We start from the raw sequence: 12,241 nt of genomic DNA on the forward strand, positions 1-12,241 counted from the left end.
TAGCCGGGCGCGTGGCGTCAGCGCCGCGTTAGGGTGGGACACGAAGGCCTCCGGACATGTGAAGCGGTTCCTAGACAGCTCCACTTCACATCCAGAGGCCTTCACCTGTCTTCACGACAAGCCGTCACACACCCAAACCAGGACAACGTCCCTGGACATCACAGCTAGTAGTGCGACCAGGCCGCTGGCGCCCTGCCGACGCAGGGTGCTAGCGGCCTGAAAACGTTTGTGAAAGGCTGACGCCGCCACCGCCGCCCGACTTCCTGGGAGGCACCGTGGCTTCACCGCTGCGAAGACTGCTCGTGGTCGCGACCTCGATCGCGCTCACGGCGGTGGCGGCACCACCAGCCCACGCGGACGACGTGTTGCTCTCGTTCGCCAGGCCCGCAACGGCGTCGAGCGAGAGCAACGCCCGGCACGTCGCCACCAAAGCGACCGACGTCGATCGACGTACCACCTGGCGCAGCGAGAACGGCGACCGGCAGTGGATCTCGATCGACCTCGGCTCGATGTCCACGATCAACCGGGTCGTGCTGCGCTGGGGCTCGCTCTGCGCGCGGAAGTACTCCGTCCAGACGTCGCCGGAAGGCGTGTACTGGCGTGACGTCCACAGCACCGAAAAGGGCGACGGCGGCGACGACAACCTCGAGTTCACCGGCTTCGGCCGCTGGGTCCGGGTGTTGCTGACCAAGCCCTGCTTCCGGAACTACGAAATGCGCGAGTTCGAGGTCCACGGCACGCCCGGCGTCGTCGACACCGCACCGCCCACCACGCCGGGAACCTTGAGCGTCAAGGCCTTCACGGCCACCTCGGTCAACCTGCAGTGGGGCGCGGCGAGCGACAACGTGGCCGTCACGAGCTACGAGATCTACCAGTCCGGCCAGTACGTGAAGACGGTCGAGGGGCTCTCCAACAACGTCACGCGCCTCACCCCGAACACCACGTATTCCTTCTACGTCAACGCGAAGGACGCCGCGGGCAACATCTCGCAGGCCAGCAACTCGATCACGGTCACCACCCCGGCCGCCGTCGTCGACACCGAGCCGCCGACCGCGCCCTTCAACGCGATCGTGCAGAAGCTGACCGCCAACAGCGTCTCGCTCGCCTGGGGAGCGGCGAGCGACAACGTTGCTGTCGCGAGCTACGCGGTCTTCTCGAACGGCGTGCAGGTCGGCACCACCACCGGCCAGCAGACCACGATCGCGGGCCTCAAACAGCAGACGGACTACGAGTTCACCGTCAAGGCCATCGACACCTCCGGCAAGAGCGGGCCGTTCACCGCACCCGTCAAAGCCAGCACTCGCAAGGGACACGACGCCGTCGGCGAGGTCACCAAGATCGCCAACGACACCGATGTGCCGTGGGGCTTGGAGTTCCTGAGAGACGGCACGGCGTTCTACGCCCAGCGCGACACCGGCGACATCATCCAGATCGCCAAGGACGGCACCAGGTCCGTCGCCGGCCGCGTCCCGAACGTCGTCAGCACCGACGGCGAGGGCGGCCTCCTCGGCGTCGAGCAGAAGGACGGCTGGCTCTACGCCTACCACACCAGCCCGACCGACAACCGGCTCGTCAGGTTCAAGCTGGCAGGCGGAAAACTCGACGCGAGCACCCACCAGGTGCTGCTCACCGGCGCGCCGCGCAACAAGTTCCACAACGGCGGCCGGCTCAGGTTCGGCCCGGACGGCAAGCTCTACATCGCCACCGGCGACGGTCAGGTCGCGGCCAACGCGCAGGACCTGAACTCGTTGGGCGGCAAGGTGTTGCGCGTCAACCCGGACGGCAGCGTGCCGCGCGACAACCCGTTCCCCGGCAAGTACGTCTACAGCTACGGCCACCGCAACGTGCAGGGCCTGGCGTTCGACTCGCGCGGCCGCCTCTGGGAAGCCGAACTCGGCAACTCGGTCATGGACGAGATCAACCTGATCAAGCCCGGCGGCAACTACGGCTGGCCCGCGTGCGAGGGCACGTCCGGCGAGTGCGGCGAACCGACGTTCGTCGCGCCCAAGCACACCTGGCCGGTCAGCCAGGCGTCACCGAGCGGACTGGCCATTGTGGACGACGTGCTGTACCTGGCGGCGTTGCGCGGGCAACGGCTCTACCGGATCCCGATCGGCGGTGAGCCCCAGGTCTTCTTCGAGGGCGCTTACGGTCGCTTGAGGACGGTCGAGAAGACCCCGCAAGGTGACCTCTGGCTCACGACGTCCAACGGGGACAAGGACTCCATCCCGAACAACAGCACCACGCAGATCTACCAGCTCGACCTGAAGTAGCTCAGGACACCGTCACCTGGCCGCCGGACACGGCCAGGTGACGGTTCACCTGCACGGCCTCCAGCATCCGCCGGTCGTGCGTCACCAGCAGCAACGTGCCGGGGTAGTTCTCCAGCGCCGACTCCAGCTGCTCGATCGCGGCCAGGTCGAGGTGGTTCGTCGGCTCGTCCAGCACCAGCAGGTTCACCCCGCGCCCCTGCAGCAACGCCAAGGCCGCCCGCGTGCGCTCGCCGGGCGACAACGAAGCCGCCGGACGCATCACGTGCACCGCCTTCAGCCCGAACTTGGCCAGCAACGTCCGCACGTCGGCCGGGTTCATCTCCGGCACGGCCTGCTCGAACGCCTCCACCAGCGGCAGCTCGCCGAGGAACAGCCCGCGGGCTTGATCGACCTCGCCGACCACGACACCGGAGCCCAGGGTCGCGTAGCCAGAAACCAGCTCGACCCGTCCCAGCAACGCGGCCAGCAGCGTCGACTTGCCGGCGCCGTTCGCGCCGGTGATCGCGACCCGGTCCGCCCAGTCGATCTGCAGGTCGACGGGACCCAGCCGGAAGCCGCCGCGTTCGACCACGGCCGCCCGCAAGGACGCCACGACGGCACCGGAACGCGGGGCCGCGGCGATCTCCATCCGCAGCTCCCACTCCTTGCGGGGCTCCTCGACGACCTCCAGGCGTTCGATCATGCGGTCGGTCTGGCGGGCCTTGGAGGCCTGCTTCTCGGTGGCGTCGGCACGGAACTTGCGGGCGTTCTTGTCGTTGTCGGTCGCCTTGCGCCGGGCGTTCTTCACGCCCTTGTCCATCCACGCGCGCTGCATGCGCCCACGGGCTTCCAGCGAGGCCTTGGTGTCCGCGAACTCCTCGTAGTCGTTGCGCGCGTGCTGACGGGCCCGTGCGCGCTCTTCGAGGTAGGACTCGTAGCCGCCGCCGTACAGGCGCACGGAGTTCTGGTGCAGGTCGAGCTCCAGCACGCTGGTCACCGTGCGGGCCAGGAACTCGCGGTCGTGCGACACCACCACCGTGCCCGCGCGCAGGCCCGTGACGAACTTCTCCAGCCGCTCCAGGCCGTCGAGGTCCAGGTCGTTGGTCGGCTCGTCCAGCAGGAAGATGTCGTAGCGGCTGAGCAGCAACGACGCCATGCCCGCCCGCGCGGCCTGACCGCCGGACAGCGAGGTCATCACCGCGTCGAGGCCCACGGTCAGCCCGATGTCGGCGATGACCTCCAGCGACCGTTCCTCCAGGTCCGCGCCACCCAGCGCGAGCCACTGGTCCAACGCGTCGGAATAACCCTCGTCGTTGCCGGCCGTCAAAGCGTCGGTGGCCACGTCGAGTGCGGCCTGAGCTGCGGCGACACCGGTGCGGCGAGCCAGGAAGTCCCGCACGGTCTCGCCCTCGAGACGCTCCGGCTCCTGCGCGAGGTGGCCCACGTTCGCGCCCGGCGGGCTCAGCGTCACGCGGCCCTCTTCGGCGGGGATCAGCCCGGCCAGCGTCTTGAGCAACGTCGACTTGCCGGCGCCGTTCACGCCCACGAGCCCGATGACGTCACCCGGTGCGACCACGAGATCGAGCCCCGAGAACAGGACGCGATCACCGTGACCTGCGGCAAGTTCCTTGGCGACGAGCGTGGTCACAGGGCGCTCCGACGGTTGGGGGTCCGGGGGCGTGCCCCCGGCTGGGGTCTGGGGGCTTGGCCCCCAGAAAACACAACGAAGCCGGATTATGTTCGCGCTTTCTGCGAACATAATCCGGCTTATCCGGGTGAGTGACGGGACTTGAACCCGCGACACCTGGGATCACAACCCAGTGCTCTGCCAGCTGAGCTACACCCACCATCACCGGTCGTTGACCGGCGAGGAAAGCATAGCAACGACAGGTACCGATATTGAAATCAGGGGGTCATTCGGCGTTCTTGAGCAGCTCAGCGGCCACGGCCTGGGCCTGTTCGGTCGACGGACCCGGCTGCGGCACGAACGCCGTGCGCCGGTAGTACGCGAGCTCCCGGATCGACTCGATGATGTCCGCGAGCGCCCGGTGCGCGAGACCCTTGCCCGGCTGCGCGTAGTAGATGCGCGGGTACCAGCGCCGGCACAGCTCCTTGATCGACGACACGTCGACCATGCGGTAGTGCAGGTGTGCGTCCAACGCCGGCATGTCGCGGGCGATGAAGCCGCGGTCCGTGGCGATGGAGTTGCCGGCCAGGGGAGCGGTCCGCGGATCCGGGACCCACTCCTTGATGTAGGCCAGCACGGCGGCCTCTGCCTCTTCCATCGACACCGCCGAGGCGCGCACCTCTTCGGTCAGACCCGACTTGGCGTGCATCTCCATGACGACTTCCGGCATCGAGGCGAGCACTTCGTCATCCGCGTGGATCACGATGTCCACGCCGTCGCCGAGCACGTTGAGCTCGGCGTCCGTGACCAGTGCCGCGATCTCGATCAGAGCGTCCTTGCCCAAGTCGAGTCCGGTCATCTCGCAGTCGATCCACACCAGACGATCCATCACGCCGGAAACATTACTGCGCGAGGGCTCAACTTCGAGTGGCGGCGTGCAGCAACCTGGTTACGCTCCCCGTGCATGACGGCTCAGTCTGAGATCGCTGCTGGATACGAGTCCGAGAGCGCGGCCATCGAACTGGGCGCGGTGCTGGTAGACGGTCAGGTGGAATCGACCGCGCACGTCCGCATCCCGCTGGCCATGGTCAACCGCCACGGGCTGGTCGCGGGGGCGACGGGTACCGGCAAGACGAAGACGCTCCAGCTGCTGGCCGAACAGCTGTCGAACAACGGCGTGCCGGTGCTGATGGCGGACGTGAAGGGCGACTTGTCCGGACTGTCGCAGCAGGGCGCCACGAGCGACCGGACCGCCACCCGCGCCAAGGACACCGGCGACGACTGGCAGCCGCAGTCGTACCCGACGCAGTTCCTGTCGATCGGCACCGGTGGCCTCGGCGTGCCGCTGCGGGCGACCGTCACGAGCTTCGGCCCGATCCTGCTGTCGAAGGTGCTGGGCCTGAACGACACCCAGGAGTCCACGCTCGGCCTGATCTTCCACTGGGCGGACAGCCGTGGTCTCCCGCTGCTCGACACCAAGGACCTGCGCAGCGTCATCCAGCACCTCACCAGCGACGAGGGCAAGGAAGACCTCAAGGGCATCGGCGGCGTGTCCAGCTCGACCGCGGGCGTGATCCTGCGGGCCCTGGTCAACCTGGAGGCGCAGGGCGGCGACAGGTTCTTCGGCGAACCGGAGCTCGACCCGGCCGACCTGATGCGGCAACGCGACGGCAAAGGCGTCGTCAGCCTCCTCGAACTCGCGGAACTGCAGGGCAATCCGGCGTTGTTCTCCACGTTCCTCATGTGGTTGCTGGCCGAACTGTTCGAGACGTTGCCGGAAGAAGGTGACGTCGAGAAGCCCAAGCTCGTCTTCTTCTTCGACGAGGCGCATTTGCTGTTCTCGAACGCGTCGAAAGCGTTCCTCGACCAGATCACCCAGACCGTGAAGCTCATCCGGTCCAAGGGAATCGGCGTCTTCTTCTGTACGCAGCTGCCGACCGACATCCCGAACGACGTGCTGTCGCAGCTCGGCGCGCGCGTCCAGCACGCACTGCGCGCGTTCACGCCGGATGATCAGAAAGCGTTGGCGCGCACGGTGAAGACGTACCCGACCACGCCGCACTACGACCTGGAGAAGGCGCTCACCTCGCTCGGCATCGGCGAGGCGATCATCACCGTGCTGAGCGAGAAGGGCGCGCCGACGCCGGTCGCGTGGACCAGGCTGCGGGCGCCGCGTTCGTTGATGGACACCATCGGCAACGACGCGATCAAGCAGGCGGCTCAGGGCTCAGATCTGCACGGCAAGTACTCCGAGACCGTCGACCGCGAGTCGGCCTACGAGCAGCTCATGCAGAAAGTGGCGCCGCCCCAACAAGAACAAGCCCCGGAACCTCCTCGTCAGGAGAAGGAGGAACCGGGGATGGTCGAGAAGGTGCTGGGCAACAGCGCGGTGAAGTCGTTCCTGCGGTCAGCCGGCAGCGCCCTGGCGCGCGAGATCACGCGGGGTCTCTTCGGGACTTCGCGCAAGCGACGCTGACAACACGGCCGCGCCGAGGCAGAGGGCGCCCGCGACGTACCAGGCCAGGTCGTAGCTGCCCAGGTGGTCGCGGGTGAGTCCGGCCGCGGAGGCCGCGATCGCCGCACCGAGCTGGTGCGAGGCGAACACCCAGCCGAACACGACGGGCCCTGACATGCCGAAGTACTGGCGGCACAACGCCACCGTCGGCGGCACGGTCGCGACCCAGTCCAGGCCGTAGAAGATGATGAACACCAGCATCGACGGGTGCGCGCTGGCCCCGAACAGCTGCGGCAGGATCATCAGCGACAGGCCGCGCAGCAGGTAGTAGCCCGCCAGCAGCATCCGTGAGTCGACCTTGTCGGTCAGCCAGCCGGACACGATCGTGCCCACGATGTCGAACACGCCGACCAGCGCGAGCAGCCCGGCCGCGGTCGTCGTAGGCATGCCGTGGTCGTGCGCGGCGGGGATGAAGTGCGTGCCCACCAGACCGTTCGTGGACGCGCCGCAGATGGCGAACCCACCCGCCAGCAGCCAGAACGGCCGTGTCTTGGCCGCCGACCCCAACGCCGTCAGCGCGCGCCGAGCCGCACCACCGGACGGCGGCGGGGGAGTGTCCTCCGTCGCGCCGAGCGGCAGCAGCCCCACATCGCGCGGGTACTCGCGCAGGAAGAACGCCGCCAGCGGCACCACGGCCAGTGCGGCGATGCAGATCACCAGCGACGCGTACCGCCAGCCGTAGGACTCGGACAGCCAGGCCACCGTCGGCAGGAACACCAGCTGACCGGCCGCACCACCTGCCGTCAGCACGCCCGTGACCAGGCCGCGGTGCCGCACGAACCACCGTCCGGTGATCGTCGCGACGAACGCCAGTGCCATCGAGCCGGTGCCGAGGCCGACGACGACACCCCACAGCAGCACCAGCTGCCAGGACGCGGTGATGAACACCGTCAGCCCGCTGCCGATCGCGACCAGCGTCAACGCACAGGTCACCACGACCCGCACGCCGAACCTGTCCATCAGCGCGGCCGCGAACGGCGCGGTCAACCCGAACAGCAACAGGTTGATCGAGATGGCGAGCGAGATCGTGCCGGTCGTCCAGCCGAACTCCGCCCGCAACGGCTCGATCAACGCGCCAGGTGCCGCGCGGAACGACGCAGCACCCACCAAGGCGATGAAGGACACACCTGCGACAACCCAGGCCCAATGCAGTCTCACGCCGACAAGGTTCGGCGATGGGCGACCCGGCGACCAGTGGCCCGATGGCCAACATGTGAAAGAATCAGGCCATGCACCGGATCGCCGTTCTCGCGCTCGAACAGTCGGTGGCGTTCGACATCGGCAGCTCCACGCACATGTTCGCCCGGCTCGCGGACCGCTACGAGGTCGTCGTCTGCTCGCCGGACGGCCGCCCGATCCCCACCACCGGCGGCTTCACCATCGCGCCCGACCACGGCTTGGAGGTGCTCCAAGACGCGGACACGGTGCTCGTGCCGGGCACCCACTACCAGCCGGCACGCGAGGGCTGGCTCGAACCCGCGGTCCTGGAAGCGCTCACGACGACGAACGCGCCGCGGATCATGTCGATCTGCACCGGAGCGTTCGTGCTCGCCGCCGCAGGGCTGCTCGACGGCAGGCCCGCGACCACGCACTGGGGCACCACCGACCAGTTCCGCGCGCTGTACCCGAAGGTGCGCCTCAACCCGGACGTGCTGTTCATCGACGACGGCGACGTGCTGACGTCCGCGGGCGTCGCGGCGGGCATCGACCTGTGCCTGCACGTCATCAGGTCCGACCACGGCAGCGAGGTGGCGAACTGGATCGCCCGCTACTGCGTCGTCCCGGCGTGGCGGCAGGGCGGCCAGTCCCAGTTCGTCGACCGGCCGGTGCCCAGCTACCCGGACACCTCGACCGCGCTCGCCCGCGAATGGGCCTTGGAGCGCCTCCAAGAACCGCTCGACCTGGCCGCGATGGCCGCCCAGGTGCGGATGAGCGTGCGGACGTTCACCCGCCGGTTCCGCGCGGAGACCGGCATGTCACCGGGCCAGTGGCTGACACAGCAACGCGTCGACCGCGCCCGGCACCTGCTGGAGTCCACCGATCTGCCGATCGACCAGGTCGCGAACCACGCCGGTTTCGGGACCGGCGCGGCGTTGCGGCAGCAGCTGGCGGCGTCGATCGGGGTGTCGCCGAGCGCTTATCGTCAGACGTTCCGTTCCGCCTGACCTTCGGCAGCGGGATCGATCAGGAACGGGCGCAGCAGGTCCGGCACGGCCTCGTCGGCCAGCGCCAGGCCGTCGGACTCGCCGACGTCCGTCACGTGGTAGACGCCCGCACCCGCCGCGGTGGTCGCGCCGATCGTCATCAACCCGCTGCGGCGCTGGAAGAACGACCGCTGAATGCGCCAGCCGATGATGCCAGTGCGCTGCAACGCGACCGTGCTGCGCACCAGGGAGTTGTTGCGCGTCACCAGATAGCGGTCGTCCAGGGCGTTGCCGAGCGAGCGGTAGTTGTCCCAGCCGACCAGTGCGGCGAACGGGAGGATCGCCACCGGGATCGGCCACGCCCACGACGGCGCCCAGACCGCGAGTCCGATCGCGATCACGACCCACGGCACCACGTGCCGGACCATGCTGCGGCGCAACGCGGCGAACGGGTGCTTGCGGAGCTTGCGCAGGGTCGGGTCGTCGTGGACCTTCAGCACGTCCTGCGAGACCTGGTGCGCCACGGACAACGGCGCCGGCGGCAGCAGCAGGTTGCTCTCGCCCTTCGAGCCCAGGCCCGTGGTCACGGCGGCGAGCTTCGCACCCTTGCCCGCGCGGACCAGCAGCGGTTCCTGGATGTCGACGCCGCGCAGCCGTTGCTCCTCCACCGAAACCGAGCGGGTGGTGAGCAGACCTCGTTGCACGCGAAGAGTTCCGTCGGGCTCGCGGGTCAGCCGGTAGTTCCAGAACTGAAGAATGTAAAGCGGGATCGACAGCACGAGCCCGACCACGATCAGCGCGATCACGAACACGCCGAGCAGCGTGAAGTTCGGGTGCTCGAACAGCCACTCCCACAGGTCCAGCACGGGGTGCAGGCCGAGGTCGTCGGCGTAGTTCGACAGCACACCGAACACGGCACCGATCGCGACCAGGCCCGACAGCGAGAGCGGCGCGAACTTCAGCCACTTCAGGTCGAGCTGCGAGATGACCTCGGACTCCGCGATCACCGGCTCCGCGTGCGGCTCGGCGGACTCACCGGCAGCGGCCGGCTTCGGCGCGACTGTCTTCTGTAGCAACAACAACCGCAGCCGCTCGGCCTCCTGCTGCGTCACCGCGTCGAGCGTGAGGCCGTCGGTGCCGGGGGCGTCCTGCTGCCCTGTGCCGATCCGCACGGCCGAGAGGCCGAAGATGCGGTGGCCGGGCTTCGAGGTGAGGTCGACCGTCCTGATGCGATCGCGCGGCACCGCGAGTTGTTTGCGGGTCAGCAAACCCGTGTGCAGCTCCACCTGGTCGTCGGTGATGCGGTACCTCGTGGTGCGCCAGATGAGATAGCTGAACGCGAGGATCATCGCGACCGTGGCGCCACTGGCGATGAGACGCCACTTCTCGCCGTTGCCGGTGAACAGCAGCACGAGGATCGGCACCAGCATCGCGATGCTCTCGTTGAGCGGCCGCACGACCAGCATCCGCACGTGCAGGCGGTGCCATTCCTGCAGCGGCTCGACGAACTCCGGTGCGGTGGGAAGCCCAGCCGGCACCTCCGAAGGAGTGGTCACGTGGCATCACCGGGAGTGGCCTGCGTGGTGTTCGTCAGCTCCACCACGAGTTGCTGCGCGACCTCGTGGTCCAGTCCCTCGATCTCCACCGGGCCGGCGGCCGACGCCGTCGTCACCGTGACCGTCGAGAGGCCGAGCATCTGCTGGAACGGCCCGCGCTTGGTGTCGATCGTCTGGATCCGCGACACGGGAGCGACCCGCCACTCCTGGTTCAGCCAGCCGGAGAGGGTGTACACGGCATCCGGCGTGGTCTCCCAGCGGTGGACGCGGTAGCGCCAGCTCGGCTCGACCGCGGTGTGCACGATGCCGATGACCAGGGTGGCGACCAGCAGCGCCAGCTCCCACGTGGGCGGGGAGTTCACCAGCAGGAACACGATGAGCTGGGGCACGAAGAGCACCAGCCAGAACAGGGCGGCCTGCATCGTCCACAGCAGGACCGACTTCGGACTCACCTGGTGACGAGGCGTGCGCAGTTGCAGAGTCACCCCACAAGGGTGCCTCACTCGTAACTGACGATGTGGCCAGGTGTGTCAATTGGCGGGCGCGTGTTGAGGTGGTCTTGCTTGCGAGGGAGGCAAGACCACCTCACACGGCTGGAACGATCAGGGGTGCGTGCAGTAAGGAGGTGTGAAGCCCTCCCCGCGGTCGTCGGCGGAGGCCGCGCCTCCGAGCATCGCCAGTGCGCCCAAACTGAGGATCACTGCTGCGATGGTTCGAGCGATAGTGTTCAACTTCATTAAGGGGCTCCGTTCGATAGGTGGCGGCCGTGGATGAGGGCAGGAAGTCGTTGACGAGGTTCGGTGCGCGGTTGCGGGCGGTCCGGCTGCAACGCGGTTTGTCGCAAAAGGACCTCGCGTGCCCCGGTGTCTCCATGAGCTACGTGTCGAGGCTGGAGTCCGGCGAACGGGTGCCGTCGCCCGCGGTGGTGCGCAGGCTCGCCGAGGTGTTGGGCGTCGACCCGTCCGAGCTGATGGTCGACGAGGACCGCACCGCGATGCAGGACGAGGCGCTGGCGTGGTGCGAGGCGCTGCTCGCCTACCACGACGGCGACCTGGTGATGGCCGTCGACCTGCTGGAAACGCTGGGAAAGCGGTCGGACGAGGAGATGTTCGGCTGGTGCGTGCGCTGGACGCGCCTGGTGATGCTCGCGAGGCAGCGCGACCACGAGGGTCTGCTGCTGGCGGCGGCGAAGCTGCGCAAGTCGTGGTCTCCCGGTCCGGCGGTGGACGCGCTGGTGGAGATCCTGCGCGCATCCTCCTTGCGGCGCCTCGGCCGGACGGCCGAATCCGTGAAGGCCGCGAGCGAGGCCGTGGAGCTGGCGAGCGGTGACGGCGAACGGGTGCGTCGCGTCAACACCCGCGCGCTCATCTCGTTGTGCGCGGAGCTGACCGCGGCGGGACGTCTGGCCGACGCCGAACAGGTGGTGGACCAGCTTTCCGCGCGGCTGCCCGAACTCGGGCGAGACCGGCTCGCCATCTCCACGTGGTGGGCGCGGGCCAAGGTCGCCGATCGGCTGGGCGACCGAAGCGAAGCCGCGCACTGCATCCGGGAAGCCGTCGAGATGCTCGACGACTACGACGGAGACCCCGAGTACCGCTGCCGCGTCCGCCTGGCCGGTGCGTCCATCGCGCTGCGCACGCCCGGTGCGAACCTCGACGACGTGGTTTCGTTGCTGGACAAGGTGGAGACGACCGTCGCGGCGATGCGCCGGCAGGACGGTCTGCTCGCGCACGCTCGCGCACTGCGGGCCGAACTGGCGTTGCGGGACGGGGAAGTCGACCGGGCGCGGGAACTCGCGGAAAGCGCTATCGCGACCGGGCAGCTGGACGCCGAGCAGCAACTGCGGTGCCACCTGCTGCTCGTGCGGGCTGCGGACGAGGTCGACCCGGACAGCAGCGGCGGCGCGCGCACGGCACTGGCCGCGCTGCTGGAGCACATCAACCCCGAGGGCGTTGATCCGCTCCTGTGGCGCGACGTGGCTCGCATCGCGCTGCGCAAGCACTGACGGCGGGCGACGTTGCCCCGTCATGACTGCACCTCGCTCATTAACTGGACACGTTGTTAACGGAGCATGACACAGACCGGTTACCCGCCACATCACCCAATTCCACTCCGTGGACGTGGGTAAAACACCCAGAAACCGGCAG

The 12,241-nt window shown here is 68.3% G+C and carries 9 protein-coding genes and 1 tRNA gene; 4 read left to right on the forward strand and 6 right to left on the reverse strand.

The window, feature by feature from the left end:
* The first annotated feature begins 275 nt into the window (after window positions 1-275).
* On the forward strand, window positions 276-2,273 hold the full coding sequence (locus tag ACWGE0_RS40350; protein WP_452266154.1) for a PQQ-dependent sugar dehydrogenase: 1,998 nt from the start codon (window positions 276-278) through the stop codon (window positions 2,271-2,273).
* A 1-nt stretch (window position 2,274) separates the two neighbouring features.
* Here ACWGE0_RS40350 and ACWGE0_RS40355 read toward each other — a convergent pair whose 3' ends face one another.
* From ACWGE0_RS40355 to orn, 3 genes are all read right to left on the reverse strand, one after another.
* Complete coding sequence (locus ACWGE0_RS40355; RefSeq protein ID WP_452266155.1) at window positions 2,275-3,900, reverse strand: ABC-F family ATP-binding cassette domain-containing protein; 1,626 nt, start codon at window positions 3,898-3,900, stop codon at window positions 2,275-2,277.
* 126 nt (window positions 3,901-4,026) lie between these two features.
* Window positions 4,027-4,099, reverse strand: a tRNA-His gene (locus ACWGE0_RS40360).
* A 66-nt stretch (window positions 4,100-4,165) separates the two neighbouring features.
* Entirely contained in the window at window positions 4,166-4,771 is a 606-nt protein-coding gene (gene orn / locus ACWGE0_RS40365; protein WP_452266156.1) for an oligoribonuclease, read from the reverse strand.
* 72 nt (window positions 4,772-4,843) lie between these two features.
* On the opposite strand from orn, the gene ACWGE0_RS40370 reads away from it, so the two are divergent.
* The gene (locus tag ACWGE0_RS40370) at window positions 4,844-6,355 is read left to right on the forward strand and encodes a helicase HerA-like domain-containing protein (protein ID WP_452266157.1); all 1,512 of its coding nucleotides are present in this window, start codon (window positions 4,844-4,846) and stop codon (window positions 6,353-6,355) included.
* On the opposite strand, the gene ACWGE0_RS40375 is transcribed toward ACWGE0_RS40370, so the two are convergent.
* Window positions 6,287-7,546, reverse strand: coding sequence for an MFS transporter (locus ACWGE0_RS40375; protein ID WP_452266200.1), 1,260 nt, complete (start codon window positions 7,544-7,546; stop codon window positions 6,287-6,289). The two genes, ACWGE0_RS40370 and ACWGE0_RS40375, sit on opposite strands and share 69 nt — an antisense overlap.
* Window positions 7,547-7,623: 77 nt before the next feature.
* On the opposite strand from ACWGE0_RS40375, the gene ACWGE0_RS40380 reads away from it, so the two are divergent.
* A complete protein-coding gene (locus ACWGE0_RS40380; protein ID WP_452266158.1) occupies window positions 7,624-8,559 on the forward strand; it encodes a GlxA family transcriptional regulator in 936 nt (311 codons plus the stop codon).
* On the opposite strand, the gene ACWGE0_RS40385 is transcribed toward ACWGE0_RS40380, so the two are convergent.
* Entirely contained in the window at window positions 8,538-10,094 is a 1,557-nt protein-coding gene (locus tag ACWGE0_RS40385; protein WP_452266159.1) for a PH domain-containing protein, read from the reverse strand. The genes ACWGE0_RS40380 and ACWGE0_RS40385 overlap by 22 nt on opposite strands.
* Entirely contained in the window at window positions 10,091-10,573 is a 483-nt protein-coding gene (locus tag ACWGE0_RS40390) for a PH domain-containing protein (RefSeq protein ID WP_452266201.1), read from the reverse strand. Before ACWGE0_RS40390 ends, ACWGE0_RS40385 begins: the two co-directional genes overlap by 4 nt.
* Window positions 10,574-10,860: 287 nt before the next feature.
* On the opposite strand from ACWGE0_RS40390, the gene ACWGE0_RS40395 reads away from it, so the two are divergent.
* Window positions 10,861-12,099, forward strand: coding sequence for a helix-turn-helix domain-containing protein (locus ACWGE0_RS40395; protein ID WP_452266160.1), 1,239 nt, complete (start codon window positions 10,861-10,863; stop codon window positions 12,097-12,099).
* Window positions 12,100-12,241: the final 142 nt, after the last annotated feature.

This window comes from Lentzea sp. NPDC054927 (assembly GCF_053610285.1).

Bases quoted from the DNA above. Each gene is read 5' to 3' on its own strand.
- ACWGE0_RS40370 (WP_452266157.1), top strand. From the start codon at position 4,844: ATGACGGCTCAGTCTGAGATCGCTGCTGGATACGAGTCCGAGAGCGCG.
- ACWGE0_RS40380 (WP_452266158.1), top strand. From the start codon at position 7,624: ATGCACCGGATCGCCGTTCTCGCGCTCGAACAGTCGGTGGCGTTCGAC.